This window comes from Pseudoroseicyclus sp. CXY001, from assembly GCF_041714655.1.
Taxonomy (GTDB): domain Bacteria; phylum Pseudomonadota; class Alphaproteobacteria; order Rhodobacterales; family Rhodobacteraceae; genus Pseudoroseicyclus_A.
On record NZ_CP168219.1, the window covers coordinates 248,152 to 273,941 of the forward strand.

Sequence of the window (25,790 nt, forward strand, 5' to 3'; positions counted from 1 at the left end):
TCTGGCCTAAAATACCTCGGGGGTGTGGGGGCTGGCCCCCACCGGAATGGGGGTCTGGTGGCCCAAGGGCCCCCAGGACGGCGGGGGTTCGGGGGGTGCAACCCCCCGCGCCTCCTTCAGAACGGGCAGTTTGCCTTGAAGGTCAGGCCCTTGCCGCCGTCGGGATGGCGGAGCCGCAACCGCTCGGAATGGAGCATGAGGCGCGGGAAGTCCCGGGCGGGGCCTTCAGCATAGAAGGGATCGCCGAGGATCGGGTGGCCGATCTCGGCCATGTGGACGCGGAGCTGGTGCGACCGGCCGGTCTGGGGGAAGAGCCGCACCCGCGTCTCGCCGCCGCCCCGCTTCGCGACCTTCCAGTCGGTCACCGCCGAGCGGCCATTCTCGTGGTCGACCATCTGCTTCGGGCGGTTCGGCCAGTCGACGATGAGCTTCAGGTCCACCCGGCCCTCGCTCTCCGCCATCTCGCCCCAGACCCTCGCCAGATATTCCTTCTTCACCTGCCGCTTCTCGAACTGCAGGCCCAGATGCCGCTGGGCATGGGGCGTCAGCGCGAAGACCATGACGCCGGAGGTGTCCCGGTCGAGCCGGTGGACGAGGAGCGCCGTCGGGAAGGCCGCCGCCACCCGCGCCATCAGGCAATCGGCCAGCTCCGGTCCCTTGCCGGGGACGGAGAGGAGCCCCGCCGGCTTGTCGACCACGACGATCTCGTGATCCTCGTGGATGACGCTCAGCGGCGTGTCGGGGGGGCGGTACTCAGAGGTCAAAGCTGGCGAAGACCGGGGCGTGGTCCGACGGCTGCTCCCAGCCGCGGGCCGGGCGGTGGATGCGGCTGCCATGGGCGGCCGCCGCGATGTCGCGCGAGGCCCAGATGTGGTCGAGCCGCCGGCCCTTGTCGGCGGCGTCCCAGTCGGGCGAGCGGTAGGACCACCAGGAATAGAGGTTGCCGGAGGGGATGTCGGCCCGCGTCACATCCTCCCAGGCGCCCGCCTCGCGGGTCGCCTCGAAGAGCTCCACCTCGACGGGCGTGTGGCTGACGACCTTGAGGAGCTGCTTGTGGTTCCACACGTCATCCTCCCGCGGCGCGATGTTGAGATCGCCGACGAGGATCGCCTTGTGGGGCCGCTCGGCCCCAAAATGCTCGCGCATATGGGTGAAGTAATCGAGCTTCTGGCCGAACTTCACATTGGCGTCGCGGTCGGGGATGTCGCCGCCGGCGGGGGCGTAGACATTGTGGATGGTCACGCCGTTCTCCAGCTTCGCGGCGACATGGCGGGCATGGCCGAGGCGGGCGAAGTCGACGTCGCCGACCTCCTCGATCGGCAACTTGGAGAGGATCGCAACGCCGTTGTAGCCCTTCTGCCCGCGCGCCACGATGTGGCGGTAGCCGAGCGCGGCGAAGCCCTCGAGCGGGATCTTCTCCACCGGCGACTTGCATTCCTGCAGGCAAAGGACGTCGGGCGCCTCCTCCTCCAGGAGCTTCGCCACCAGCCCCTCGCGGAGGCGGACGGAATTGATGTTCCAGGTGGCGAGGGTGAAGGGCATCGGCAGGCTCCGGTCGTCTGTGAGGCGGCGAGACTAGACGAGGGGCCGGGCGGTGCCAAGCCGCGCGGGCGGCGGGATCCGTCCCGACGCGCTGGTGGCCGATGCTTTGGAGGGAGGGGGGGCGCCGCCGCAATAGACGGGAGGCCCTTTGGGGGGAGGGGGTTGCGGCGAGGCGGCTCGTGCCGGCCCCGCCCGTCCCCTGTTCAGGCCCGAACGGGCCCGACCTTGCGCCGCTTACGGCGTGATCGTGTAGGTGCCGACGTTGCAGAGATTGACGGAATCGTAGATCACCGAGCCTTCGATGAACTCGAACTTGAAGTCATAGAGGCATTCCTGAACGTTCGAGAAGGTCAGCGGCATGATGCTGCGGTTGTTCAGCACGCGGTTGCCGAGCAGATCCTGCCCGTAATTGTCCCAGGAGCGCGGGGTGGCGTAGAGACGGTAGAGCGTCACGCCAGAGAGGTTTTCGATCCGCAGCGTATAGTTCTGCGCGGCGGCCGGCAGCGCCGCGAACATCGTGGCCATGAGGGCCACGGCGGCGAGAATCTTCTTCATGAATGACATTGGCTTCTTCCCTTAATGCCTGGTGATGACGGAAAGTCATCATCTCACGCTAAGGTGAGCTACCCCGGGAGGCAACGAAAATCCCGGGGAAAATCCGTGCAGGATTCCCTGACCTTGCGAATTTTAGGGGAAGGTTCGGCGGCCCGATGACCGGGCCGCCCAGGGCCGTCAGGCGACCAGCCGGTAGCCGCCCGCCTCGGTCACCAGAAGCCGGGCGTTCGAGGGGTCGGGCTCGATCTTCTGGCGGAGCCGGTAGATGTGGGTCTCGAGCGTATGGGTTGTGACGCCGGCATTGTAGCCCCAGACCTCGTGCAGCAGCACATCGCGCGGCACCACGCCTTCGGAGGCGCGGTAGAGGAACTTGAGGATGTTCGTCTCCTTCTCCGTCAGGCGCACCTTCTTCTCGTCCTCGGTGATGAGGAGCTTCTGCGAGGGCTTGAAGGTGTAGGGGCCGAGCGTGAAGATCGCGTCTTCGCTCTGCTCGTGGGAGCGGAGCTGGGCACGGATCCGGGCAAGGAGCACGGGAAACTTGAAGGGTTTCAGCACATAGTCGTTCGCGCCGGCGTCGAGCCCGAGGATCGTGTCGCTGTCGCTGTCATGGCCGGTGAGCATGACGATGGGGCATTTCACGCCCTGCTTGCGCATCAGCTTGCAGAGTTCGCGCCCGTCGGTGTCGGGCAGGCCGACGTCGAGAATGACGAGGTCGTAGTGCCCCTCCTTGGCGCGGGCCATCGCCTCTGCGCCCGAGCTGGCCTCGAACACGTCGAAGTCTTCCGTCATCACGAGCTGCTCACTGAGCGCTTCGCGCAGGTCCTCGTCATCATCGACGAGAAGGATTTTTCGCAATTGCGCCATGTCACACCTCTCAAACCGGTTATCGCGCCTCACATGTGACTACGCACGGCAGCCGGCAATGTTTCTGACAGGGACTCACGCCGACGTGTCGCTTCGGGAGGGAATGTTTCAATCCCGACGCAAAGGCCCTATCTGGCGAGGGCGGCCGGGAGGCCGGAAGGAGCGGCGGATGAGCCTCATACCCAGCATGGACGACCTCAAGGCCCGCGCGCGGGCCGATCTGCGCATCGGCCTGCCGGTGGCGATCTGTGATGGCGCCGGCGAAGGAGCGCTCGTGCTGGCGGCGGAGGTGGTGACCGAGCCGCGGCTGCAGGCGCTCCGCGCCCTCGGCGGCACGCCGCATCTGGCCATCACCCGCCGCCGGGCCGAGACGCTGCGCGCCATGGTCTATGACGGCGATCTCGCCCGGCTGACCCTGCCGGCCGATGCCGGCCCGCGCTGGATCGCCGGCCTCGCCGACCCGGCGGGGGATCTCGCCGCGCCGCTCCGCGGCCCCTGGAAGGCCGAGCGGGGCGGCGATGCCAGGCTCTCCCGCGCCGCGATCCGGCTGGCGAAGGACGCGCGGCTTTTGCCCGCGGCCCTGGTGCTCGAGCTGCCGGCGGGCGAGGCGCGGGCGCTGGCGGAGGCGGAGCGGCTGACGCTCCTGCCCGCCGAGGTGCTCCTGTCGACCGCCATGCCGGATCTGGCGCCGGTGGCGCAGGCCTTCGTGCCGCTCCTCGGGGCGGAGAACGCGCATCTGCACATCTTCCGACCCGGTGACGGCGGCGAGGAGCATTACGCGGTGGAAATCGGCGCGCCCGACCGCGACAAGCCCGTGCTCGCCCGGCTCCATTCCGCCTGCTTCACCGGCGACCTTCTCGGCAGCCTCAAATGCGATTGCGGCCCGCAGCTCCGCGCGGCCATCGCCCAGATGGGCGAGGCGGGGGCAGGGGTGCTGCTCTACCTCAACCAGGAGGGGCGCGGCATCGGGCTCGCCAACAAGATGCGCGCCTATGCGCTGCAGGATCAGGGCTTCGACACGGTGGAGGCCAACCACCGGCTCGGCTTCGAGGATGACGAGCGCGATTTCCGCATCGGGGCGGAGATCCTGCGGCAGCTCGGGTTTTCCGCCGTGCGGCTGATGACCAACAACCCCGCCAAGGTGGCGCGGATGGAGGATTGCGGGGTGACGGTGGTCGAGCGGGTGCCGCTCAAGGTCGGCCGCAACCCGCTGAACTCGAAATATCTCGACACCAAGGCTCAGAAATCCGGCCATGTCCTTTAGGGCAGCGGAAGGCGCGCCCAAATCCCGGGCCCGGCGGTGAGCACCCTCCGCCTCACGCCCCGGGGGCTCCTGGCCTTCGGCCAGCTCCACCCCTGCACCATCGGCCGCACGGGCCTGACGGAGGACAAGCGCGAGGGCGATGGCGCGACGCCCCGCGGCACGCTCCGCCTCACCGCCATGCTCTACCGGCCCGACAGGCTCGCCGCCCCCGCTCCCTGGGCCCGGCCGATCCGCCCGGGCGACCTCTGGTCGGACGATGCGGAGGATCCCCTATACAATAGACTCGTCCGCGCGCCCCACGCGCGCTCGCACGAGGCGCTCCGCCGGGCGGACCCGCTCTATGACCTGATCCTGGTGACGGACTGGAACGCCGAGGGCCGCCCGGGCGCGGGCTCGGCGATCTTCATGCATCAGTGGCGGCGGCCCGGCTGGCCGACGGCGGGCTGCATCGCCCCGCCGCGCCCGGCGCTCCACCGGCTGGCCGCAAGGCTGCGGCCGGGCGACGTGATCCTGACCTGAGGGGCCGGGCTACCGGGGCGTCCGCTCGCCGAAGATGGCGGAGCCGACGCGGACGAGCGTCGCGCCCTCCTCGATGGCGATCTCGAAATCGCCGCTCATCCCCATGGACAGCTCCTCGAGCCCGAGCGTCTCGCCCATGCTGCGCAGCATTGCGAAATGCGGGCGCGGGTCTTCCTCGGCCGGCGGGATGCACATGAGGCCGCGGACGGGCAGGTCCATCTCGCGGCAATCGCGCACGAATCCCTCCGCCTCGCCGGGCAGGATCCCGGCCTTCTGCGGCTCCTCGCCCGTGTTCACCTGCACGAAGAGCTCGGGGCAGGAGCCCATCTCCTGCGCCAGCCGCGCCAGCGTGCCGGCCAGCTTCGGGCGGTCGAGCGATTCGATGACCTCGGCGATCTCCATCGCCTGGCGCGCCTTGTTGGTCTGCAAGGGGCCGATGAGATGCAGCGAGATGCCCTCGTAGCGCTCGCGGTAGCCCGGCCAGCGCCCCGCGGCCTCCTGCACGCGATTCTCGCCGAAGAGCCGCTGGCCCTCGTCGAGCACCGCCTCGATTCGACTGTCCGTCTGCTGCTTGGAGACGGCCACCAGCCGCACGGAGCCCTCGTCGCGCCCGGCCCGCGCGGCCGCCTCGGCGATTCGTATGCGGATCCCTGCGAGCGACATGCCATCCCCCTGCTGATTGCAGCCAAGCCCTTGATAGCCGGGCCTCCCCGCCCGGCGAGCCCTAGGCCCCGGGCCGGCGGAGATTTGCCATATTTGCCCGGGCTTGGCCATCTGTGTGTCTGAGATGCATCATTTCCGACAGCCCGCCCGGAGCCGGGTCCAATTCGCTTGAGATCGGAGACCCGAATGCGCAAAAGCATCCCAATGCTAGCAGGACTGGCATTCTGAGAATGCAATCACGAGGGAAAGACATGAAAAGCATCCTCCTCGCCTCGGCCTCTCTCTTCGCCTTCGCGGGCGCGGCGGCCGCTGAGGTCACTCTCTCTGCTGGGGCCACCGTCGGCTACAACGACACCGACAACGTCGCTTCGACCGACGACGCCACCGGCTTCTACTGGGACTTCTCCGTCGACCTGACGGCTGAAACCGTCCTCGACAACGGCCTGACGGTCGGCGCCACCATCGGCGGCGACATGGTCGACAACGACCTCGGCACCGTCTGGACCACCGACGGCTACGAGTTCTACATCACCTCCGACATGGCTTCCGTGTTCGTCGGTGACATCGACCTGGCTGCTGACGAGTACTTCTCCATGCCCGACGGCATGGATGTCGGCTTCGACGGCGACGGCGTTGGCGACGCGGGCATCCGCGGCGAGCTGATGTTCGGTTCGTTCTCGACCTACGCCTCCTACAGCATCTTCGCTGACGGTGGCCTGCAGGGCCTGCAAGTCGTCGCCACCGGTTCCTTCGGTGCCTTCGACGTCTCCGGCGCCTACCAGGACGACCAGGGCGACTCCGGTGAGGAAGTCTTCGGTGTGGCCGTCGGCACGTCCTTCGGCGGTGCGGACATCGACCTCGCCTACACCTCGAACCAGACCACCGGTGCCGACTCCATCGGCGTGGGCGCGTCCTACCCGTTTGGCCCGGTCACGGTTGCCGGCTACTACGCCTCCAACTCGGCCGCTCCGGATGCCTACGGTGTGTCCGCCGACTACACCAACGGCCCGGTTTGGGTGAACGCCTACTACGACACGGATGACACCGGCGCCGACGACTTCGGCATCGATGGCTCCTACGATGTCGGCTCCGGCCTCGTCGTCATCGCCGGTCTGACCGACTCGGGCGACGACTACTACGCTGGCGTCACCTGGGACCTCGGCTCGGGCGCGTCGCTCCTGTTCTCCTACGCGGATGACTCGGACGACGACAACTCCGACGACGAGATCGGTTCTCCGGAACTGCAGGAAGGCATCACCGTCGAGGCCTCCTTCGAGTTCTGATCTGACCTTCCGGGCCTGAACGCCCGGGACCAGATGGACAGATGATCCTTCGGGCCGGCCTGGAAACAGGCCGGCCCGTTGCTTTGTGCGGCGGCCCTTGAGGCCCCGCCGCAGGCGGCGCCGGTGCCGCGCCCCGGGCATTTGCCTTGTGACACTGGCGGCGCTTCGCTAGACCTTTCCTGCGAAAGAAGAAGTGCGACGGGGGAGCCATGACAGGCGCTGCATCGAGACTGACCGGCCTGGCGCTTGCCGCGCTGCTCGCCCTTTCGGGCTGTTCGCTCTTCGACGGCAACCGGGCCGATGCGCCCGCCGTCCGCCAGGCCGCCCGCACCCAGGGCACCGAGAATGTCGCGGTGAACCGCTATCTCTGGGCCGCCTCGCTGGATGTGCTGAGCTTCCTGCCGATCGAGAGCGTCGATCCCTTCACCGGGGTCATCGTCTTCGGCTACGGCGTGCCGCCGGGCGGCAGCACGCCCTATCGCGCCACCGTCCATATCAAGGACCCGGCGCTCGATGCCCGCTCGCTCAACGTCGCCGTCGCGACCAGCCGCGGCGCCGTCGCAGCCGAGACGCAGATCGCCATCGAGGATGCCATCCTCACCCGCGCCCGCCAGATCCGCATCGCCGACGGGGCGATCTAGGCCGCTACTGGCCCCGGGGGCCGAACGCCGCTAAGAGCGAAGCGAAAGACCGCCCGCCCGACCGGCGGGGCGAAGAGGATATAGCCCATGTCGCGCTACGCGCCGAACGAGATCGAGCCGAAATGGCAGGCCGCCTGGGACGAGGCAGGGACCTTCCGCGCCGAGATGTCGGACAAGCCGAAATATTACGTGCTCGAGATGTTCCCCTATCCCTCGGGGCGCATCCATATCGGCCATGTACGCAACTACACGATGGGCGACGTCATCGCGCGCTACAAGATGGCGCGCGGCTTCAACGTGCTTCATCCGATGGGGTGGGACGCTTTCGGGATGCCGGCCGAGAATGCCGCCATGGCCTCCGGCGGCCATCCGAAGGACTGGACCTACCAGAACATCGCCGACATGAAGGCGCAGATGAAGCCGCTCGGCTGGTCGCTCGACTGGACCCGCGAATTCGCCACCTGCGACCCCGAGTATTACGGCCAGCAGCAGGCGCTCTTCCTCGACATGCTGGAGGCCGGCCTCGTCTACCGCAAGAACGCCGTGGTCAACTGGGACCCGGTCGACATGACCGTGCTCGCCAACGAGCAGGTGGTCGACGGCAAGGGCTGGCGCTCGAATGCCGAGGTCGAGCGGCGCGAGCTGACGCAGTGGTTCTTCCGCATCTCCGACTATTCCGAGGAGCTGCTGGAGGCCATCGATTCCCTCGATGACTGGCCGGCCAAGGTGAAGCTGATGCAGGCCAACTGGATCGGCAAGAGCCGGGGCCTGCGCATGGGCTTCGAGCGGGTGGACGGCGGCGAGGCCATCGAGGTCTTCACCACCCGGCCCGACACGCTCATGGGCGCCAGCTTCGTCGGTATCTCGCCGGATCATCCGCTGGCCAAGGCGCTGGCCGAAGAGCGCCCCGAGGTCGCCGCCTTCAACGCCGAGGCTCGCAAGGGCGGCACGACGGAAGAGGCGCTGGAGACGGGCGAGAAGCTGGGCTTCGACACCGGGCTCAAGGTCCGCCATCCGCTCGACCCTTCCTGGGAGCTGCCGGTCTGGATCGCCAACTTCATCCTCATGGACTACGGCACCGGCGCCATCTTCGGCTGCCCGGCCCATGACCAGCGCGACCTCGATTTCTGCCGGAAGTACGATCTGCCGGTGACCTCCACCTTCGTCTCGATGACCGAGGTGCCGAGCGTCTCCCCCGCCCTCAGCGGCGTGGCCTTCGTGCCCCCGAAGACCGAGACCGTCCGCTGGACGGAGAGCTTCAACTGGGGCGAGATCGCCACCGGGGAGGAGGCCATCGCCGCCGCCATCGAGCTGGCCGAGCGCGATGGCTGGGGCCGCGGCGTCACGCAATATCGCCTGCGCGACTGGGGTCTCTCCCGCCAGCGCTACTGGGGCTGCCCGATCCCGGTCGTTCATTGCGAGGCCTGCGGCGTGGTACCTGAGCGCAAGGAGAACCTGCCCATCCGCCTGCCGGAGGATGTGAGCTTCGACGTGCCCGGCAACCCGCTCGACCGGCACCCGACCTGGCGCGACTGCGCCTGCCCGGCCTGCGGCGCCCCGGCAAAGCGCGAGACGGACACGATGGACACCTTCGTCGATTCGTCCTGGTATTTCGCCCGCTTCACCGCGCCCCGCGCGGAGACGCCGACGGAGATGGAGGCGGCCAGCTACTGGATGAACGTCGATCAATATATCGGCGGCATCGAGCACGCGATCCTGCACCTGCTTTACTCGCGCTTCTTCGCCCGGGCGATGGAGAAGACCGGCCACCTGCCGGCCTCCGCCATCGAGCCGTTCAACGCGCTCTTCACGCAGGGCATGGTGACCCACGCGATCTACAAGACCGAGGAGGCCGGCCGCGCCATCTATCACTTCCCCGAGGAGGTGGAGCTGCAGGGCGACCGCGCCGTGCTCAAGGCGACGGGGCAGGAGGTGGAGGTCATCCCCTCCGCCAAGATGTCGAAATCGAAGCGCAACGTGGTGGACCCCGACGACATCGTCGCCCGCTACGGCGCCGATACCGCCCGCTGGTTCGTGCTCTCCGATTCGCCGCCCGAGCGCGACGTCGAATGGACGGCCGCCGGCGCCGATGCCACGCAGAAGCATCTGGCGCGGGTCTGGCGCATCGTCTCCGAGCTGCCCGAGGCGCCCGAGGCGGCGCCGCAAGGGGCCGATGAGGCCCTGGCCAAGGCCGTCCACCGCACGATCCACGATGTCACGATGGGGCTGGAGTCCTTCGGCTTCAACGCCGCCATCGCCAAGCTCTACGGGCTGACCGGCGCTATCCAGAAGTCGGGCGCCTCCCGCGCCGCCAAGACGGAGGCGGCGAGGACCCTCGCGCAGCTCATGTCCCCCTTCACGCCGCATCTGGCGGAAGAGATCTGGGCCGAGCTCGGCGGCGAGGGGCTGATCACCGGCGCGCCCTGGCCGGTGGCGGACGAGGCGCTGCTCACTGACGACAGCGTCACGTTGCCCATCCAGGTCAACGGCAAGCGCCGGGCCGAGATCACCGTGCCGAAGGAGATGGGCAAGGACGAGATCGAGGCGCTGGTGCTCCAGCATGAGGCCGTTCAAAGCCATCTGAACGGCGGCGCGCCGAAGAAGCTGATCGTCGTGCCCGGGCGCATCGTCAATGTCGTGGTCTAGGCGGGGCCTCCTCCTCGCCCTGCCGGCCGCCGCGCTCGCGGGCTGCGGCTTCACCCCCGCCTATGCCCCTTCGGGCCCCGGTGCCGCGCTCTTCGGCGCCACCCGCTACGATGTGCCGGCGACGCCCGAAGGCTTCTGGCTCCGCGCCCGCTTGCAGGAGCGGCTGGGCAGCGGCGCCGGCCCCTACGGGCTGGCGGTGACGCTCACGCTGACGCCGCGCGACGCGGCGCTCTCGCCCTCGGGCCAGGTCGTCCGCCGGGCGCTGCGCGGCGCCGCCACCTGGGCGCTGACCGGGCCGGAGGGGGAGCTTGCCACGGGCGAGGTCTCCACCTTCACCGCATGGTCCTCCAGCGGCTCCACCGTGGCTGTGCAGACGGCCGAGGAGGATGCGCGGGAGCGGCTCGCCCGCGCCCTCGCCGATCTGGTGGTGACCGAAGCGCTGGCGGCGCTCGCGGGTCCATGAAGCTCTCCAGCCGCGACGCGAAGGGCTTTTTGGCCCGCCCCGACGCGGCCCGTGGCGCGGCCCTGATCTACGGCGCCGACCCGATGCGCGTCGCCGATGCCCGCGCCCGGCTGGTGCTGGCGCTGGCCGGCAAGGAGGCCGAGGCCGAGATGCGCCTCACCCGCATCGCGGGCAGTGACCTCCGCAAGGACGGCGCGCTCCTCGATGATGCGATGCGGGCGCAGGGCTTCTTCCCCGGCCCCCGCATGGCGCTGGTGGAGGAGGCGGGCGACGGGCTCGCCCCGGTCATCAAGGATGCCCTGAAGGCCCGCGTGGCGGAGGATGCCTTCATCCTCGTCACCGCCGGGGCGCTGGCGGCCAAGTCGGCGCTGCGGAAGCTCTTCGAGGGCGACAAGGCCGCGGCCTGCATCGCGCTCTACGACGACCCGCCGGGGCCGGAGGAGATCGCCGAGATGCTCGGCGCCGCCGGCCTCCGCGACCTCACCGCCGAGGCGCGGAGCGACCTGCAGAGCCTCGCCCGGGCGCTGGAGCCCGGCGATTTCCGCCAGACGGTCGAGAAGCTCGGGCTCTACAAGTACCGCGACGCCACGCCCGTGACGCCGGAGGACATCGCCGCCGTCGCCCCGCTCTCTGCCGAGGCGGATCTAGACGAGCTGCTCGAGGCGATGGGCGACGGCCGGGCGGAGGCGGTGCCGGGGCTTATGGGGCGGCTCGGGGCGCAGGGCTCCGGCGCCGTGTCGCTCTCCATCGCCGCGCTCCGGCATTTCCGCCAGCTCCACGCGGCGGCGAGCCACCCCGAGGGGCCGGCGCAGGGCATCGCCCGCGCCCGCCCGCCGATCTGGGGGCCCAGGCGGGATGCCATGACCCGCGCCGCCACCCGCTGGGGCCGGGCGCGGCTGGAGGCCGCCATCGGCCTGCTGATCGAGACCGACATGACGCTCCGCTCCGCCAGCCGCGCCCCCGATGTGGCGCTGCTGGAGCGGCTGTTCATCCGGCTGGCGATGATGGGGCGCGATCGCGGCTAGGCCCTGCGTGCGGGGCCGCCGGGGCTATCTTTGGTTTTTTGCGAAGTGTGGGCGTGCCGGGCTGAAGCCCGGCCTACGGGGTATGTGCACGGCGTACGCGTCAGGGAACCCGTAGGCCGGGCTTCAGCCCGGCAACCCCGGCAAACCCGGCACCCCCAAAACCTACCCCCCAGACAAAACAAAACCGGCAGGCCGAGGCCTGCCGGTTTCAAGCTTCCCCGAAGGGAGGCTAGATCAGTCGTCCGTGGTGCCGGAGGCAGCGGCGACGGCCACGAGGGCGGTCAGCACGGCGGCCGGGATAACCCAGACGGGAAGGGAGAAGCCGGTCGCCGGCTCGTCTTCGATGACGACGACTTCCGGAACTTCGACGACCGGGGCGAAGCCGCCGGCCATGGCCGAACCGGCAACCGTCGTGGCGAGGGCGGCGGCGGTCAGGGTCTTGATGAGGCGCATGTTGTTCTCTCCAGTTGATAAACAAGGCGTTACGTCGGCTATAGCTTCTTGGTGATTGAAACTCAACCCGGTTGTCTCCCCTCCGGCTCAAGCTCCCCGCATCAAAGTCCGTTCTCGCGCAAATATGCAACAGTTTGCGTCACGAACTGGCGGCTGGCGATGATTTCTCCAGTATTATCAAGCCAGTACTTGTTGGTGAACTGAACCCCGCCACCCACGCAGGTTTCTTCCCATGCGGTGGCCTCGGCCTCGCGGAGGCCCAGGTTGACGGCTTCACGCGCGCCACCTTCGACCGTGCAGTCGAAAGAGGTGGTCACAATCTGATCCAGCCCCGTGAGTGTCTCGTGCACGCGCCGCGTCGTGCCGCCACCGGCGCGAATCGTCTGCAGGAGCGCCCCGGGGTTGGCGGCCATCAGGTCATCGGCCAGCCCGCGGGTCGACAGAAGCACCCCGTTCTCGAAAGCCGCCGAGAACGCGTACTGGCTCTCGTAGGTCTGGGAGCCGCCGTGCGATTCGGTCAGCCGGGCGAGCCCGGCGGGATAGAGCCCCTGGATGGTGATGAGCCGGTAGGCGCCGGGATTCGCGGCGACCTCGTTCGGGCGGAAGCCCGGGGGCATCGCCGCCGGGTCTCCCGGAGGGCCGCCGCCGAGCGCGGGAATCGCGGCCTTGGCGATCGTGACCACCGGGCTCTCTTCATACATCGTGCCGCAGGCGGCGAGGAGGCAGAGCCCGGCGGTAGCGAGGGCTGTCTTGATCTTCACATTCATCTCCAGAACCGTCCCCAGCCATCCTGCAGGTCGCCGAGCTGGCCGGACCGCAGCGTGTCGTAAAGCCGGCCCTCGACATCCAGCCGCGCGCCGCCGTCGCGTGTGAGCGAGGCGAGCGTGTTGTCGAAGGTCTGGCGGGTCGGCGTGCCGGCGAAATAGTCGATCGGCACCGAGATGCGGATCCCCTTGTCGAAGGAGCCCTCGCCGAAATCCTCGAAGGGCACGTCGGTCAGCGTGAAATAGCCGCCGACCCGCCAGCCGTTCTCGAACTCGCGGTCGAGCGAGAAGGTGGCGCCCCAGTCGCCGGCGAGATAGCGGCCCGCGTCGATCTGGGCGAAATAGCCGTTCGCCATGTCGTAATAGACCGACAGATGGCCCGTCACGACGTCGTAATCCTGGAAGCCGAAGAGCTGGTCGAAATCTCGCTGCACCGCGTAATTGACCTCGGCGCCGACGGCGAGGCGGCTGTCGGTGGGCGCCCAGAGGAGCTCGCCGGAGACGCCGCCGAACATCGCCTCGAGATAGCCCGCCGTCACGCGGGAATAGATCTCCGGCGCCGGGCGACCGTACCAGGCGAGCGTCAGATGTTCGATCCCGGGGTTGCCGGTGTTGTTGTAGACCGCCGCGTCGGAGCGGACATGCGGCAGGGGCGAGCCCGAGATGCTGGCATCGTCGCGATAGGGCGTCAGCGCATAGCGCAGCGCGCCGGAGGCGACGAGATTCGGCATGATCTCGTATCGGGCGCGCATCTCGATGCCCGCCTCGATCTGCACCGGATCGGGGTTCGAGAAGAGCACGAAGCCCGCATAGGGGCCGATGCCCCAGGTGAAGGCCGGATCGGGGTCGTCCACCGGGACGAGCCCGTCGTTCGGGCCCGCCGGGCCACGATCGGCGCGGGCGAAGACGGCATCGGTGCCGCCGACGCGATTCTCCAGCGTCTCGATATCGCGCCGCGCCAGCGTGACGCCGAGCGAGGGGATGCCGGCATAGACCGGCTCGAGCTGGAAGGTCTCGACATTGGGCGGCGCCTCGGCGGTGAGGATCCGCGCCAGCCGGCCGAGCGCCTGGGCTTCGGCCCGGTAGCGGTCGTTCTCGTAGCGCACGCGCAGCGTGTCGCCGTCGAGCTCGAGCCCGACGAGGGTGAGCCCCTCGGCCGCCATCGCCTCCTGCAGGCTCGGCGTCAGACCGCGGGCGTCGATGGCGCCGGCCCAGCTCGCGGCGGCGGCGGTGTCGCGCACCTGCACCGGGGGCGGCGGCGAATCGAAGCCGCTCGGCAGCGGCCGGTTGGCGGCGTTGAGCAGCACCGTCGCCGTCAGCGCCAGCTCGTTGCCGTGCAGCACGTTGAAGCTCAGGTGCATCCCCGGGCGGGGGAACCAGACGACGCCGACGTTGAAGGGCGTATCCCAGTCGAAGCCGTTGCGGGTCTGCTCGATCAGATAGGCGTCGGAGGAATACTCCACCTTCACCGTCAGCTTGTCGGTCGCCACCCATTCGACGCCGCCGAAAAAGGCCGCATCGCCGCGGAACCAGGCGCCGTAGGAGGGCACGCCGCCCTTGCCGGTGTCGCCGTTCTCGGCGGCGCTGGCCGGCCGGTCGGCGAAGCTGTCGCCGAGCAGGCTGGCGAGCGGGTTGTCGAAGGCACCATGCCCCGCCAGACGCCCCCAGCCGAGGCCGGCGGAGGCGCGGATGTTGGTGCCGAAGGTCTTGGAGGCGACGACATATTCGCTCGAGAGCACCCCGGTGCCGAGGAAGTCGCGCAGGCCCACGGTGACGGCGGGCAGGTATTCCGACTCGTCCAGCACGCGGAAGGCGACGTCGAAGCTGCGGTCGTAGAGATCCTCCAGCGTCGGCGAGCCGATGTAGTAATCGACGAAGGTCGAATAGCGGAAGGCGGCGTTCAGCCGGTCGGAGACCTGAAAGCTGAAGGTGCTGCGATACTGATCGGGCAGCACGGTGACCGTGCCGGTGATCGTGCCGGCGGCGGGCAGCGCGGCGACAGGCGTGTCGATCACCCCGGGCGTGCCGAAGAGCGCCCAGCTGATCCCGTCATCCTGAGCGAGGGATTGAGAGGCAGGCAGGCCGAGTGCGGCGATGCTGGCCGCGGCCAGCAGACGGCCGGTGGAATTCATGAAGGGGTGCCTCCGAAAGTTTAAGAAGTCCTAACCGATGCGCGGGTCTGTTGGAAAGCCGCGGGGTGGTGTTATTTCGGCTCAGGCGCTGCTTTGCCACCCTCCGGACCGGCGCGCTCTGTGCCGGCCGCGAAGGCGGCGGCGGCGCGGCCGGCGTGGCGGCCGGTGGCGAGGCAGGCGGTCAGCAGGTAACCCCCTGTCGGCGCTTCCCAATCCAGCATCTCGCCGGCGGCGAAAACCCCGGGACGGTCGCGCAGCATCAGCCCCGCGTCCAGCGCATCGAAGCGGAGCCCCCCGGCGGTGGAGATCGCCTCGTCCAGCGGGCGGAGGCCTGTGTGGCGCAGAGGCAGCGCCTTGAGCACCGCCGCGAGATCGGCGGGGAGCGGCCGGGCGAATTCCTGCAGGAGCGCCAGCTTCTCCGGCGGCAGGCGAAAGGCGCGGCGCAGCCGGTTGGCGGCGCTCTGCTTGTCCGGCTGGCGGGCGAGTCGGGCGGCGACCTCCTCCACCGACAGGTCGGGCAAGAGGTCGGCGACGAGCGGCGCACCGGCGCGGAGCGCCGGCGTCAGCGCATAGAGCCCGCCGCCCTCGAGCCCGCGGGCCGAGATCACCAGCTCGCCGCGGCTCTCAAGCGCGCCGGCGGTGAGGCGGAGCCCCTTCACCGGCCGCCCGAAATGCCGCGCCATATGGGGCGACCATTGGGCGGTCACGCCGGTGTTGGAGGGCTGGAACGGGGCCACATCCACCACATGCTCGGCCCAGGCGCCGTCGGAGCCCAGCCGCCGCCAACTCGCCCCGCCGCAGGCGAGCACCGTGACGGCGGGCGCGACGAGCGCCGGCCCCTCCGGCGTGGCGAAGCGGAGCGCCTCGCCCACGAACCCCTCCCAGCGCCAGCGGCGGCGGAGCGTGACGCCGGCCTCCCCCAGCCGCGCCAGCCAGGCGCGCAGAAGCGGCGAGGCCTTCATCGCCTGCGGAAAGACCCGGCCGGTCGAGCCGGTGAAGAGCGGCTGGCCCAGCCCCTCCGCCCAGGCCATCGCCGCCTCCGGCCCGAAGGCCTCGAGCGCGGCCGTCAGCGCCGGGGCGGTTGCCCCATAGGCGGCCCGAAAGGCGTCCGGCGCCTCGGCCTTCGTAAGGTTGAGGCCAGACTTGCCGGCCATCAGGAGCTTGCGGGCGGGGGAGGGCATGGCTTCGGCGATGACGGGCGCGAGCCCTGCCTCCGCTAGCGCCTCGGCGGCCATGAGCCCGGCCGGGCCGGCGCCGATGACCAGCGCCTCCATCCGTTCCGGCTGCATTCCGGGGCTCAGATCTTGCGGCGGGCGGGGCGGGGCGCCCGGGCAGCCTCGGCAGCGGCCGCCGGTTCGGCGCCGCGCGCCTCGGCCTCCATCGCCAGCCGCCTGAGCACGGATTTCACGAGGTCGAGCTCGGCCCTGAGGCTCGCCACCTCGACCCGCAGATCCTCCGCCACCGGCACCCCGGCGATGAGCGAGATCTCGGCGATGGTCTCGCCCGTATCGGCATCGGCGATGAGGCAGGTCTGCGCCCCCTCGCTGATCATCTCGCGGGGGAGCAGCAGCCGGAGCGAGGTGCCCGCCTCATGCGGCTCGATCTCCAGCCCCTCGATGATGCGGCCCTGGTAGGTGACGATCAGCCGCTCGGGCATCCGCCCGGTGATTTCGCCATGCCAGATGCCCGCCCTGATGCGGGCATGGGTGAGGTCTGCCATGCTTTAGAGCTCCGCCCTTGGGTGCCGCAGCAGCGTCACGTCGCGAAGCGTGACGCGGGTCATGCGCGGGCTTTCGAAGATGAGGTCGAGCCAGAGCCGCTCGATGCGCTTCTCGTCGAGCGTGGCATAGCCGAGGTCGAAGGCGACCTCCGCCCCGCCCGCCGGCACCTCGCGCACGATCTGCTCGGTGTTCGGCCCGTGGCGGAGGTTCAGCCGCGCGAAGAGCTCGAGCGGCCGCTCCATCTCGGCGGTGAGGTTCAGCCGCACCACGTGGCGCCGCCCGAGCCCCGCCGCGGCCTCCGCCGGCAGCTCGAGCACCAGCGACAGGAAGCTGCCCTCGAAGGCGAAGACCTCGACCTCCAGCCCGAAGGGCGGCGTCTGGCCTGCCGCGCCGTTCCGCACCTGCCGCAGGATGATCTCGCGCCGGGGGCAATCGTGAAAGAGCGTCACCTCCGGCCCGAGGGCAGAGCGGCTGCCGGCCCCGGCGAGGGCGGGGGTGGTCAGCGCGCTTTGCCACAGGGCCGGGCGCCAGGCCCAGTCGCAGCCCGGCGGGCGGGCGATCTGAGGCTGACCATGGCGGGCGACGCCGAGCCGCCGGTCGGCGGCGGCGATGACTTCGCCGAGCTCGTGGCGCAGGGCCTGCGCGGCCTCGGCCTGCGCGGCAAGGCGCGTCAGCCCGGCGCGGGGCGCCTTCTTCGCCCAGCGGGCCCAGCGCGCCGTCGACCTCTCGGTCAGCGCCCGCTCGACGCGGCTCATGCCTGTGCCTGCCATCTCCGCCCTCCTCGGCCCGGATTCTGCCAGTTCGCCCGACGGTTGAACAGGGTCAGCCGCCCTCTGCCTGGGCGGCGGGCCGGTTGGCCCCCCGGAAGGTCTCCGCCGCCTGTTCCAGAAGCTGCAGCCCGCCGTCGGTCGACAGCGGCGCCCGGGCGAGGCCGCGGAGCGCGATAGTCACCAGCCGCCCGCCGGTGTCGAAGAAGGCCCGCCATTCGCGGGTCTCGATCCCCGGGGCCGGCGGCGTGCCCTCGTCGGTGAAATGCACGAAGACGATCCCCTGCCGCGGGTCGACCGCGTCCACCGTCACTTCGGCGCCATCGCCGTCTTCCGACAGGAGCGTCGCCCCGGCGGCGGTCATCAGCAGCCCGGCCAGCTCGCCCTCCTGCCCGGCGACGGCGGCGGAGCCCGGCCGCCCCACCTGGATGGAAAGGAGCGCCTCGGCGGAGGGCATGATGTCGAGCGCCGAGATCAGCCCGCAGCCGGCGAAGAGCGCGAAGCCCTGGCTCGGCCGGCTGGCCTGCGTGTCGGCGCAATAGCCATAGGGCGCGGTGGCGACGACATCGCCGTCATAGAGCGCGATGGCGCGGGTGCCCTCGTCGGTCGGCGCGCCGAAGGTGGAGAGATTCGCCTCGCAGCCGGCGAGGGCGAGAAGCCCAAGGGCGGCGGCGAGGCGGCGCATGGCTCAGAGATCCATGTACTGGTGCTTTTCGGCCTTGCCGCCGGGATGCGTCACCGCCCCCTGACGTGCACCGCCGACCTGCTGGGCGAATTTCCACAGCGCGCCCGAGGCGTAGATCGTCTCGCGCGGGCCGGCCCAGGCCTCTTTCCGGGCGGCGAATTCCTCGTCGGAGAGCGCCACCGAGATCTCGCCCTTGATGGCGTCGATGGTGATGACATCGCCGTCCTTCAGGAAGGCGATCGGCCCGCCATGCGCGGCCTCGGGGCCGACATGGCCGACGCAGAAGCCCCGCGTGGCGCCCGAGAAGCGGCCGTCGGTGATCAGCGCGACCTTCTTGCCCATCCCCTGGCCCGAAAGGGCGGCGGTGGTGGCGAGCATCTCGCGCATGCCCGGGCCGCCGGCCGGCCCCTCGTTGCGGATGACGATGACCTCGCCCTCCTTGTAGCTGCGCGCCTTGACGGCCTCGAAGGCGTCTTCCTCGCATTCGAAAACGCGGGCGGGGCCGGAGAACACCTGCTGCTCCTCGGTCATGCCGGCGACCTTCACGATGGCGCCGTCGGGGGCGAGGTTGCCCTTGAGCCCGACGACACCGCCGGTCTTGGTGATCGGCGTCTCGACGGGGTGGATGACGCGGCCATCGGCCTTGCCGGCGATCTTGTCGAGCGCCTCGCCGAGGGTCTCGCCGGAGGCGGTCATGCAATCCTCATGGAGAAGGCCCGCCTTGCGCAGCTCCTTCATCACCACCGGCACGCCGCCGGCCTCGTAGAGATCCTTGGCGACGAACTGGCCGCCCGGCTTCAGGTCGACGAAATAGGGCGTGTCGCGGAAGATGTCGCAGACGTCGAAGAGGTCGAAATCGATCCCCGCCTCATGGGCGATGGCCGGCAGGTGCAGGCCGGCATTGGTCGAGCCGCCGGTGCAGGCGACGACGCGGGCGGCGTTCTCGAGGCTCTTGCGCGTCACCACGTCGCGGGCCCGGATGTTCTTCTCGATGAGCTGCATCACCGCCTGGCCGGAGGCCTCGCCATATTGGTCGCGGCTCTCGTACGGGGCGGGCGCGCCCGAGGAGTTGAGGAGCGCAAGGCCGATGGCCTCGGAGACGCAGGCCATGGTGTTCGCGGTGAACTGCCCGCCGCAGGCCCCGGCGGAGGGGCAGGCGACCCGCTCGAGCACGGCCAGCGCCGCGTCGGAAAGCGTGCCGTTCTGGTGGCGGCCGACGGCCTCGAACATGTCCTGCACGGTGAGGTCGCGGGTGGCGAAATCCTCGGGCACATCGGCGCCGGCGGGCACCTTGCCCGGCAGGATCGAGCCGCCGTAGATGAAGACGGAGGGCACGTTCAGCCGCACCATGGCCATCATCATGCCAGGCAGCGACTTGTCGCAACCGGCGAGGCCGACGAGCGCGTCATAGCAATGCCCGCGCATGGTGAGCTCGACGGTATCGGCGATGGCCTCGCGGCTGGCGAGCGAGGAGCGCATGCCCTCATGGCCCATGGCGATGCCGTCGGTGACGGTGATGGTGGTGAACTCCCGCGGCGTGCCCGAGGCGGCCTTGACGCCGAGCTTCACGGCCTGCGCCTGGCGGTTGAGCGAGATATTGCAGGGGGCGGCCTCGTTCCAGCAGGTGGCGACGCCGACGAGCGGCTGCGCGATCTCGTCCTCCGACATGCCCATGGCATAATAGTAGGAGCGGTGGGGCGCGCGGGCCGGCCCTTCCGTCACATGACGGCTAGGCAGGCGCGACTTGTCGAACGGGCGTTTCAGCATGTCTCTTCCCTGGGGTGTGCGAGGCCAGTGGTATCGGTGGGGGAGGCATAGACCCCGGCCGCCCATGGCACAAGCGTCCCGGGCGCGCGGGCGGGCGCTCCGTTCGAGCGGCGCGCGGGACTGCGGCGTGGCGCGCCGGGACCTTCGGTGCCTCCGGCGGAGGTATTTTGGGCCAGATGAAGCCAGGGCGGTCCACCCTGCCCCGACCGCGGTGCGGTGACCGGCGACGGGGCTGGGCTTCACCTGGCACGGTCATCGGCATGCCTGCCTGTACCGTGGGAGGAGTTTGGGACATCTTGGTAAAGAGAGCCCTAACGCCTCCTTCATCTGGCCGGAAACATGCCGGAGGTGTGGAGGCAGGGCCTCCACCCGGCCCGGAACGGGCCGGCGCCCCCCCAAGCTGGACAGAACCCCCCGGAGCCCCTATCTCCGCCCCTCATGGCCAAGGACAGTGACAACTACAAGGTTATCGCCGAGAACCGCCGCGCCCGGTTCGATTACGCGATCGAGGATGACCTCGAATGCGGGATCGTGCTCACCGGCTCGGAGGTGAAGTCCCTGCGCACCGGCCAGTCCAACATCGCCGAGAGCTATGCCTCGGTCGAGAATGGCGAGCTCTGGCTCACCAATGCCTATATCGCCCCCTACGAGCCGGCGAAAACCTGGGGCCACGAGCCCCGGCGGCGGCGCAAGCTGCTCGTCTCGCGCCGCGAGCTGTCGCGGCTGTGGAACGGCACGGCGCGGGAGGGCATGACGATCGTGCCGCTCGTCATGTATTTCAACCATCGCGGCATGGTGAAGCTGAAGGTGGCGCTGGCGAAGGGCAAGAGAACCGTCGACAAGCGCGAGACCCAGGCCAAGCGCGACTGGAACCGGCAGAAGCAGCGGCTCCTGAAAGAGCACGGCTGAGCGGACTTCCCCCGCGGATTACGACCGCGTGACAAGGCGTTGCACTGCGCCGCGCGGCTCTGCTAGCACATCGCCCCATGTGGGAACTGGTGCTCATAGATGCCGTCTCGGGCCTTCTGGCCGGGCTCTTCATCGCGCTCATCTTTCTGCGGTTCCGCCTGATGCTCGCCTCCGGCGCGCTCGGCGGCATCCTGGCCGGGCGCATCTGGGACAGCCTCCGGCCGACCGGCCTCGTCGACACCGCCGGGGTCACCGCCTCGCTCGATCTGTCGCTCTCGGGGCTGATGCCGCATCTCGTGGCCGGCTCGGCGGGCGGCTTCGCCCTGGCCGGGCTGGCGGCGCTGGCCATCGGCCGGCGCGGCTGATGCCCCGGCAGAAGCCCGCCCGGCGGGCCGCTCCCTTGTGCGCTTGCGGCGCCCGCGCTAGGGGGCGGTGACGCGCCTCGGCGCGGGGGCGAAGAGGTGCGGCGATGGACGATCCCGAGGTTCTGGTCTCCACCGGCTGGCTGGCCGGGGCGCTGGACGCGCCGGATCTGCGCGTCCTCGACGCCTCGTGGTATCTGCCCGACATGGGCCGCGACGCCGCCGGCGAATTCGCCGATGCGCATATCCCCGGCGCCGCCTTCTTCGACATCGACGCGCTCAGCGACCCAGAGAGCCCCCTGCCGCACATGCTGCCGCCCGAAGCCTGGCTGGCTCCGCGGCTGGCGGCGCTGGGCCTCCGCGACGGCGACCGGGTGGTGGTCTATGACGGCGCCGGGCTTTTCTCGGCGGCGCGGGTCTGGTGGATGCTGTCGCTCCTCGGCCGCTTCGCCTCCGTCGCCGTGCTCGACGGCGGCCTGCCGAAATGGCGGGCGGAGGGGCACCCGCTGGTCGCCGGCCCCGCCGGCCCGGCCCTGCCGCGCGAGGGGGCCGTGACGCTGACGCGCCGCCCGGGGCGGCTCGCCGATGCGGCCGCCGTGGCCGGGGCCCGCGCCGCCGGGACGGAGGTCATCGACGCCCGCCCGCCGGCGCGTTTCCGCGGCGAGGCGGCGGAGCCGCGCCCCGGGCTCCGCGCCGGGCATGTGCCGGGCAGCCGCAACGTCTTCTTCAAGGACCTCCTGAACGCCGACGGCACGATGAAGGCGCCCGAGGCGCTCCGCGCCGCCTTCGAGGCCGCGGGGGTGGACCTTTCCCGCCCGGCGATCACCTCCTGCGGCTCGGGCGTCACCGCCGCCGTGCTCAGCCTGGCGCTGGCGCGGATCGGCAAGCGGGATCATGCGCTCTATGACGGCTCCTGGGCCGAATGGGGCCAAGAGACGGGTATGGACAGCGACCGCCCGGTCGCCACTGGAGAAAGCGATGTTTGAGACCCTGAGCGAGCCGGCGCCCGACAAGATCCTGGCGCTGATGGCGATGTACCGGGCGGATGACCGGCCGACGAAGATCGACCTCGGCGTCGGCGTCTACAAGGATGCGCGCGGCGTGACCCTGGTCATGCGCGCCGTGAAGGCCGCCGAGGCGCGGATCCTCAAGGATCAGGAGAGCAAGAGCTACACCGGCCTCGCGGGTGACCCCGCCTATGCCGAGGCGATGATCGGGCTGCTCCTCGGCGCGGAGGCCCCGCGCGAGCGCCTCGCCGCCGTGGCGACGCCGGGCGGCACCGGCGCCGTCCGCCAGGCCTTCGAGCTGGTGAAGATGGCGCGCCCGGGCGGGGTCGTCTGGTACTCCGAGCCGACCTGGCCGAACCATGTGTCGATCCTCAACTATCTCGGCCTCGAGGCGCGGCCCTACCGCTACTTCGACGAGGCGAGCGGCGAGGTGGATGCCGCCGGCATGCTGGCCGCACTGGAGGCGGTCGGGGAGGGCGATGTCGTGCTCCTCCACGGCTGCTGCCACAACCCGACGGGCGCCAACCTCACCGGGGCGGACTGGGACCGGGTAGTGGCGCTCCTGAACGCCAAGGGCGCGCTGCCGATGGTCGACATCGCCTACCAGGGCTTCGGCGACGGGCTGGAGGCGGATGCGCTGGGGCTTCGCACCATCGTCGCGGGCTGCCCGGAGGCGCTGATCGCGGCCTCCTGCTCGAAGAACTTCGGCATCTACCGCGAGCGGGCGGGACTCCTGGTGGCGCTGGCGGCGGATGCGGCCGGGGCGAAGCTCGCCCAGGGCAACCTCGCCTTCCTCAATAGGCAGAACTATTCCTTCCCGCCCGACCATGGCGCGCGGGTGGTGACCGAGATCCTGACGGACGAGGCGCTGCGCGCCGACTGGCAGGAGGAGCTGGAGCAGATGCGGGAGGGCATGCTGGCGCTCCGCCAGCAGCTCGCCGACGAGCTTCGCCGGCTGACGAATTCGGACAGGTTCGACTTCGTGGCGCGGCACCGCGGGATGTTCTCGCGGCTGGGTCTGACGCCCGATGAGGTGACGCGGCTCCGCGAGGAGCATGCCGTCTACATGGTGGGTGACAGCCGCATCAATATCGCCGGCCTCAATGCCGAGACGGTGCCGGTGCTGGCGAAGGCGATCGCCTCGGTGATCTGACGCGCCTCGGCCGCGCCCTTGCGGGCGCGGCTCGGGAGTCCCTGCGTAGTCCTGACGCTCGTCCGTTTCCCCGCCCGGGTCGCGCGGCGATGGTGTGCCCGGTTGCGAGGGGAAAGGTGGGTTACAAACCCACCCTACGCCAGGTCGAGACAGTCGAGCTGTGCCCCGCCCGGTACGCGCCGCAGGCGCAGGGCGAGCGCCGGCCCGTCCCGCGGGCCGGCGCTCTCGTGGGGCAGCGCGCCGCTCTGAGCGGGGGAAGTGGCTGCACCATAAAGCGCGATGCGGAAGCGGCGGGAGCGCCACCCCCCGGGCCGGCGCTTGCCCTGCGCGGCACCGTTTGAGCCCCATCCTGCGCCCCGCCGCACAACAAAAAACCCGGGCGCGAACGCCCGGGCAGTTGGTCAAAGTGCTGACTGGAAGGAAGGTCAGCCCTTGGAGAACTCCGGATAGGCCTCCATGCCGAGTTCGGCGATGTCGAGACCGGCGATCTCGTCGTCGGCCGGGGCCCGGATGCCCATGACCATCTTCAGGATGAACCAGACGATCAGCGACACCACGAAGACGAAGGCGCCCACGATGATGATCGAGATCAGCTGGCCGCCCAGCGTGGCGTCGCCATTGGTGATGACCACCGCCAGCGTGCCCCAGATGCCGCAGACGAGGTGCACCGGGATGGCGCCGACCACGTCGTCGATCTTGAGTTTGTCCAGCATCGGCACCGCGAGGACCACGAGCACGCCACCGACGGCCCCGATCAGGGTCGCGGCGCCGAGGCCCGGCGTCAGCGGTTCGGCGGTGATCGAGACGAGGCCCGCCAGCGCGCCGTTCAGCACCATGGTGAGGTCCGGCTTGCGGTAGAGGATCTGCGTCAGGATCAGCGCCGCGAGAGCACCGCCCGCCGCCGCCGTATTGGTGTTGGCGAAGATGCGGGAGATGTCGGCCACGTTGCCGGCGGTATCCATGTAGAGCTGCGAGCCGCCGTTGAAGCCGAACCAGCCGAGCCACAGGATGAACGTGCCGAGCGTCGCGAGGGTCAGGTTGGACCCCGGCATCGGCACGACCTTGCCGTCCTTGTACTTGCCGATCCGCGGACCGAGGATCAGGGCGCCCGCAAGAGCGGCCCAGCCACCGACCGAGTGCACCACCGTCGAGCCGGCGAAGTCCAGGAAGCCGTAGTTGGCGTCGAGGAAGCCGCCGCCCCACTTCCAGGAGGCCTGGATCGGGTAGATGAGGCCGGTGAGGATCACCGTGAAGATCAGGAACGGCCAGAGCTTGATGCGCTCGGCGAGCGTGCCGGAGACGATCGAGGCGGTGGTCGCGCAGAACATCAGCTGGAAGAAGAAGTCCGAGCCGACGGAGGCATAGGTGAGATCGGTCTCGGTTTCGGCGAGGCCGACGGGCTCGAGCGAGGTCAGCGAGAAGGCGCCGAGCACGTTGCTGATGGTCCAGCCATCACCCGGATACATGAGGTTGTAGCCGATGAGGTAGTACATGATGGCGGCGATCGAGAAGAGCGCCACGTTCTTCATCAGCTGCATGGTGACGTTCTTCTGACGCACGAGGCCCGCCTCGAGCATCGAGAAGCCGGCGCCCATCCACATCACGAGGAAGCCCGTGACGAGGAACATGAACGTGGTGAAGATGTAGCCGATGTCTTCGTTCAGCGGCGTGTCGTCGACGGCAGTCTCTTCGGCGCCGTCCACGGCCAGCTCGTCGGCGACCTCGTCAGCCGCCTCATCCGCCAGCGCGGCGGCGTCTTCGGCGGTTTCCTCGATGGCCTCGCCGGTGTCTTCGGCGGCCTCTTCAATGGCGTCACCGGTATCCTCGAGCGCTTCCTCGGTGGCGGTGTCGTCCTGCGCCCAGCCCGCGTCGGGGACGGCGCTGATGCCGATGGACAGGAACGCCATCAACAGCGCCACCATCCAGAGTTTGAAAACCTTCATTGTCCCTTATCTCCCGTAATCCGCCGCTTAAAGCGCGTCGTCGTTGGTCTCGCCGGTGCGCACGCGCAGCGCGCTCGCCACATCGAGAACGAAGATCTTGCCGTCGCCGATCTTGTCGGTCTTGGCCGTCGTGGCGATCGTGGAGACCACCTGATCGGCGAGCCCGTCCGGCACGACAATCTCGAGCTTGACCTTGGGCACGAAGTTCACGGCGTATTCGGCGCCGCGGTAGATCTCGGTATGGCCGGACTGAGAGCCGAAGCCCTTGATCTCGGTCACCATCATGCCGCGCACGCCGACGGAGGTGAGCGCTTCGCGGACCTCCTCGAGCTTGAACGGCTTGATCGTCGCAATGATGAGTTTCACTGTCTTCCCCTTGCAATTGGCTCCCGGGACGGGCCGCCCCGCGCCGTGCAAGGGGTGACCGCCTCGCCGAACCAAGCCTTTTGCTGCGGGTGCGAACAAGAAAACGACAGCGCCCGGCGCCCGCAAAACGGGCAAAATTGCACAATTTTTGCACAAACAGGGGTGTTTGCCCGGGAAATGGGCGAAATGAAAACCGCATGAAAACCCTTCGTTAAGACTCATCGAGGCTCAACTTTTCCTGCGGAAGGGGGTAGGATCGCCGCAACGAAAGGCCGGCCCGGCGGCGCCCGAAGAGG

Annotated in this window: 26 protein-coding genes; 11 read left to right on the plus strand and 15 right to left on the minus strand. The window is 69.7% G+C overall.

The features are described from left to right. Positions 1 to 116: 116 nt before the first annotated feature. The 4 genes from ACAZ03_RS01275 to ACAZ03_RS01290 all read right to left on the minus strand — a co-directional run bounded on the left by ACAZ03_RS01275 (position 117) and on the right by ACAZ03_RS01290 (position 2,961). Positions 117 to 764, minus strand: coding sequence for an RluA family pseudouridine synthase (locus ACAZ03_RS01275; RefSeq protein WP_373355524.1), 648 nt, complete (start codon positions 762 to 764; stop codon positions 117 to 119). Then, the gene (locus tag ACAZ03_RS01280) at positions 754 to 1,542 is read right to left on the minus strand and encodes an exodeoxyribonuclease III (RefSeq protein WP_373355525.1); all 789 of its coding nucleotides are present in this window, start codon (positions 1,540 to 1,542) and stop codon (positions 754 to 756) included. Before ACAZ03_RS01280 ends, ACAZ03_RS01275 begins: the two co-directional genes overlap by 11 nt. Positions 1,543 to 1,776: 234 nt before the next feature. Continuing rightward, on the minus strand, positions 1,777 to 2,097 hold the full coding sequence (locus tag ACAZ03_RS01285; RefSeq protein WP_373355526.1) for a hypothetical protein: 321 nt from the start codon (positions 2,095 to 2,097) through the stop codon (positions 1,777 to 1,779). Positions 2,098 to 2,274: 177 nt separating this feature from the next. Next, the gene (locus tag ACAZ03_RS01290) at positions 2,275 to 2,961 is read right to left on the minus strand and encodes a response regulator transcription factor (RefSeq protein ID WP_373355527.1); all 687 of its coding nucleotides are present in this window, start codon (positions 2,959 to 2,961) and stop codon (positions 2,275 to 2,277) included. A 169-nt stretch (positions 2,962 to 3,130) separates the two neighbouring features. Between ACAZ03_RS01290 and ribA the strand changes: the two genes are divergently transcribed. Both ribA and ACAZ03_RS01300 read left to right on the plus strand, forming a co-directional pair. After that, complete coding sequence (gene ribA / locus ACAZ03_RS01295) at positions 3,131 to 4,225, plus strand: GTP cyclohydrolase II (RefSeq protein WP_373355528.1); 1,095 nt, start codon at positions 3,131 to 3,133, stop codon at positions 4,223 to 4,225. Between the two features lie 36 nt (positions 4,226 to 4,261). Beyond that, complete coding sequence (locus tag ACAZ03_RS01300; RefSeq protein ID WP_373355529.1) at positions 4,262 to 4,744, plus strand: L,D-transpeptidase; 483 nt, start codon at positions 4,262 to 4,264, stop codon at positions 4,742 to 4,744. 9 nt (positions 4,745 to 4,753) lie between these two features. Here ACAZ03_RS01300 and ACAZ03_RS01305 read toward each other — a convergent pair whose 3' ends face one another. After that, a complete protein-coding gene (locus ACAZ03_RS01305; protein WP_373355530.1) occupies positions 4,754 to 5,407 on the minus strand; it encodes a YggS family pyridoxal phosphate-dependent enzyme in 654 nt (217 codons plus the stop codon). A 251-nt stretch (positions 5,408 to 5,658) separates the two neighbouring features. Between ACAZ03_RS01305 and ACAZ03_RS01310 the strand changes: the two genes are divergently transcribed. The 5 genes from ACAZ03_RS01310 (at position 5,659) to holA (ending at position 11,465) form a co-directional block, all read left to right on the plus strand. Next, entirely contained in the window at positions 5,659 to 6,690 is a 1,032-nt protein-coding gene (locus tag ACAZ03_RS01310) for a porin (RefSeq protein WP_373355531.1), read from the plus strand. Positions 6,691 to 6,899: 209 nt separating this feature from the next. Continuing rightward, a complete protein-coding gene (locus tag ACAZ03_RS01315) occupies positions 6,900 to 7,331 on the plus strand; it encodes a DUF3576 domain-containing protein (protein WP_373355532.1) in 432 nt (143 codons plus the stop codon). Positions 7,332 to 7,418: 87 nt separating this feature from the next. Further along, the gene (gene leuS, locus ACAZ03_RS01320) at positions 7,419 to 9,977 is read left to right on the plus strand and encodes a leucine--tRNA ligase (RefSeq protein ID WP_373355533.1); all 2,559 of its coding nucleotides are present in this window, start codon (positions 7,419 to 7,421) and stop codon (positions 9,975 to 9,977) included. Continuing rightward, entirely contained in the window at positions 9,964 to 10,440 is a 477-nt protein-coding gene (gene lptE, locus ACAZ03_RS01325; protein ID WP_373355534.1) for an LPS assembly lipoprotein LptE, read from the plus strand. Before leuS ends, lptE begins: the two co-directional genes overlap by 14 nt. Then, positions 10,437 to 11,465, plus strand: coding sequence for a DNA polymerase III subunit delta (gene holA, locus ACAZ03_RS01330; RefSeq protein ID WP_373355535.1), 1,029 nt, complete (start codon positions 10,437 to 10,439; stop codon positions 11,463 to 11,465). The genes lptE and holA overlap by 4 nt, the downstream gene beginning before the upstream one ends. Before the next feature lie 234 nt (positions 11,466 to 11,699). Here holA and ACAZ03_RS01335 read toward each other — a convergent pair whose 3' ends face one another. The 8 genes from ACAZ03_RS01335 to ilvD all read right to left on the minus strand — a co-directional run bounded on the left by ACAZ03_RS01335 (position 11,700) and on the right by ilvD (position 19,754). Then, positions 11,700 to 11,918: a hypothetical protein gene (locus ACAZ03_RS01335; RefSeq protein ID WP_373355536.1), complete on the minus strand. Its 219-nt coding sequence runs from the start codon at positions 11,916 to 11,918 to the stop codon at positions 11,700 to 11,702. Positions 11,919 to 12,019: 101 nt separating this feature from the next. Beyond that, positions 12,020 to 12,679, minus strand: a complete 660-nt coding sequence (locus tag ACAZ03_RS01340) for a YjbF family lipoprotein (protein ID WP_373355537.1) — start codon at positions 12,677 to 12,679, stop codon at positions 12,020 to 12,022. Positions 12,680 to 12,681: 2 nt separating this feature from the next. Further along, entirely contained in the window at positions 12,682 to 14,814 is a 2,133-nt protein-coding gene (locus tag ACAZ03_RS01345; RefSeq protein WP_373355538.1) for a YjbH domain-containing protein, read from the minus strand. A gap of 71 nt (positions 14,815 to 14,885) precedes the next feature. Then, the gene (locus tag ACAZ03_RS01350) at positions 14,886 to 16,103 is read right to left on the minus strand and encodes a TIGR03862 family flavoprotein (RefSeq protein ID WP_373355539.1); all 1,218 of its coding nucleotides are present in this window, start codon (positions 16,101 to 16,103) and stop codon (positions 14,886 to 14,888) included. 8 nt (positions 16,104 to 16,111) lie between these two features. Continuing rightward, the gene (locus ACAZ03_RS01355; protein WP_373355540.1) at positions 16,112 to 16,534 is read right to left on the minus strand and encodes a hypothetical protein; all 423 of its coding nucleotides are present in this window, start codon (positions 16,532 to 16,534) and stop codon (positions 16,112 to 16,114) included. 3 nt (positions 16,535 to 16,537) lie between these two features. Then, positions 16,538 to 17,305 (minus strand): DUF6478 family protein, encoded by a 768-nt coding sequence (locus ACAZ03_RS01360; protein WP_373355541.1) that lies wholly within the window; start codon positions 17,303 to 17,305, stop codon positions 16,538 to 16,540. Between the two features lie 52 nt (positions 17,306 to 17,357). Then, on the minus strand, positions 17,358 to 17,987 hold the full coding sequence (locus ACAZ03_RS01365; protein ID WP_373355543.1) for a dihydroxy-acid dehydratase: 630 nt from the start codon (positions 17,985 to 17,987) through the stop codon (positions 17,358 to 17,360). A gap of 3 nt (positions 17,988 to 17,990) precedes the next feature. Then, on the minus strand, positions 17,991 to 19,754 hold the full coding sequence (gene ilvD, locus ACAZ03_RS01370; RefSeq protein ID WP_373355544.1) for a dihydroxy-acid dehydratase: 1,764 nt from the start codon (positions 19,752 to 19,754) through the stop codon (positions 17,991 to 17,993). 438 nt (positions 19,755 to 20,192) lie between these two features. Between ilvD and smpB the strand changes: the two genes are divergently transcribed. The 4 genes from smpB (at position 20,193) to ACAZ03_RS01390 (ending at position 23,185) form a co-directional block, all read left to right on the plus strand. Further along, positions 20,193 to 20,663: an SsrA-binding protein SmpB gene (gene smpB, locus ACAZ03_RS01375; RefSeq protein WP_373355545.1), complete on the plus strand. Its 471-nt coding sequence runs from the start codon at positions 20,193 to 20,195 to the stop codon at positions 20,661 to 20,663. Positions 20,664 to 20,740: 77 nt separating this feature from the next. Further along, a complete protein-coding gene (locus ACAZ03_RS01380) occupies positions 20,741 to 21,028 on the plus strand; it encodes a hypothetical protein (RefSeq protein WP_373355546.1) in 288 nt (95 codons plus the stop codon). Positions 21,029 to 21,132: 104 nt separating this feature from the next. Next, on the plus strand, positions 21,133 to 22,011 hold the full coding sequence (sseA, locus tag ACAZ03_RS01385) for a 3-mercaptopyruvate sulfurtransferase (protein WP_373355547.1): 879 nt from the start codon (positions 21,133 to 21,135) through the stop codon (positions 22,009 to 22,011). Then, positions 22,004 to 23,185, plus strand: a complete 1,182-nt coding sequence (locus ACAZ03_RS01390; protein WP_373355549.1) for an aromatic amino acid transaminase — start codon at positions 22,004 to 22,006, stop codon at positions 23,183 to 23,185. Before sseA ends, ACAZ03_RS01390 begins: the two co-directional genes overlap by 8 nt. 425 nt (positions 23,186 to 23,610) lie before the next feature. On the opposite strand, the gene ACAZ03_RS01395 is transcribed toward ACAZ03_RS01390, so the two are convergent. Next, a complete protein-coding gene (locus tag ACAZ03_RS01395) occupies positions 23,611 to 25,128 on the minus strand; it encodes an ammonium transporter (protein ID WP_373355550.1) in 1,518 nt (505 codons plus the stop codon). 27 nt (positions 25,129 to 25,155) lie between these two features. Next, positions 25,156 to 25,494, minus strand: coding sequence for a P-II family nitrogen regulator (locus tag ACAZ03_RS01400; RefSeq protein WP_373355551.1), 339 nt, complete (start codon positions 25,492 to 25,494; stop codon positions 25,156 to 25,158). Positions 25,495 to 25,790 lie beyond the last annotated feature (296 nt).

Bases quoted from the DNA above. Each gene is read 5' to 3' on its own strand.
- sseA (WP_373355547.1), top strand. From the start codon at position 21,133: ATGGACGATCCCGAGGTTCTGGTCTCCACCGGCTGGCTGGCCGGGGCG.
- ACAZ03_RS01280 (WP_373355525.1), bottom strand. From the start codon at position 1,542: ATGCCCTTCACCCTCGCCACCTGGAACATCAATTCCGTCCGCCTCCGC.
- ACAZ03_RS01290 (WP_373355527.1), bottom strand. From the start codon at position 2,961: ATGGCGCAATTGCGAAAAATCCTTCTCGTCGATGATGACGAGGACCTG.
- ACAZ03_RS01380 (WP_373355546.1), top strand. From the start codon at position 20,741: ATGTGGGAACTGGTGCTCATAGATGCCGTCTCGGGCCTTCTGGCCGGG.
- ACAZ03_RS01395 (WP_373355550.1), bottom strand. From the start codon at position 25,128: ATGAAGGTTTTCAAACTCTGGATGGTGGCGCTGTTGATGGCGTTCCTG.
- ACAZ03_RS01345 (WP_373355538.1), bottom strand. From the start codon at position 14,814: ATGAATTCCACCGGCCGTCTGCTGGCCGCGGCCAGCATCGCCGCACTC.
- lptE (WP_373355534.1), top strand. From the start codon at position 9,964: ATGTCGTGGTCTAGGCGGGGCCTCCTCCTCGCCCTGCCGGCCGCCGCG.
- leuS (WP_373355533.1), top strand. From the start codon at position 7,419: ATGTCGCGCTACGCGCCGAACGAGATCGAGCCGAAATGGCAGGCCGCC.
- ACAZ03_RS01360 (WP_373355541.1), bottom strand. From the start codon at position 17,305: ATGGCAGGCACAGGCATGAGCCGCGTCGAGCGGGCGCTGACCGAGAGG.
- ACAZ03_RS01355 (WP_373355540.1), bottom strand. From the start codon at position 16,534: ATGGCAGACCTCACCCATGCCCGCATCAGGGCGGGCATCTGGCATGGC.
- ACAZ03_RS01335 (WP_373355536.1), bottom strand. From the start codon at position 11,918: ATGCGCCTCATCAAGACCCTGACCGCCGCCGCCCTCGCCACGACGGTT.
- ACAZ03_RS01365 (WP_373355543.1), bottom strand. From the start codon at position 17,987: ATGCGCCGCCTCGCCGCCGCCCTTGGGCTTCTCGCCCTCGCCGGCTGC.
- ilvD (WP_373355544.1), bottom strand. From the start codon at position 19,754: ATGCTGAAACGCCCGTTCGACAAGTCGCGCCTGCCTAGCCGTCATGTG.
- smpB (WP_373355545.1), top strand. From the start codon at position 20,193: ATGGCCAAGGACAGTGACAACTACAAGGTTATCGCCGAGAACCGCCGC.
- ACAZ03_RS01315 (WP_373355532.1), top strand. From the start codon at position 6,900: ATGACAGGCGCTGCATCGAGACTGACCGGCCTGGCGCTTGCCGCGCTG.
- ACAZ03_RS01350 (WP_373355539.1), bottom strand. From the start codon at position 16,103: ATGCAGCCGGAACGGATGGAGGCGCTGGTCATCGGCGCCGGCCCGGCC.
- ACAZ03_RS01285 (WP_373355526.1), bottom strand. From the start codon at position 2,097: ATGAAGAAGATTCTCGCCGCCGTGGCCCTCATGGCCACGATGTTCGCG.
- holA (WP_373355535.1), top strand. From the start codon at position 10,437: ATGAAGCTCTCCAGCCGCGACGCGAAGGGCTTTTTGGCCCGCCCCGAC.
- ACAZ03_RS01305 (WP_373355530.1), bottom strand. From the start codon at position 5,407: ATGTCGCTCGCAGGGATCCGCATACGAATCGCCGAGGCGGCCGCGCGG.
- ACAZ03_RS01390 (WP_373355549.1), top strand. From the start codon at position 22,004: ATGTTTGAGACCCTGAGCGAGCCGGCGCCCGACAAGATCCTGGCGCTG.
- ribA (WP_373355528.1), top strand. From the start codon at position 3,131: ATGAGCCTCATACCCAGCATGGACGACCTCAAGGCCCGCGCGCGGGCC.
- ACAZ03_RS01310 (WP_373355531.1), top strand. From the start codon at position 5,659: ATGAAAAGCATCCTCCTCGCCTCGGCCTCTCTCTTCGCCTTCGCGGGC.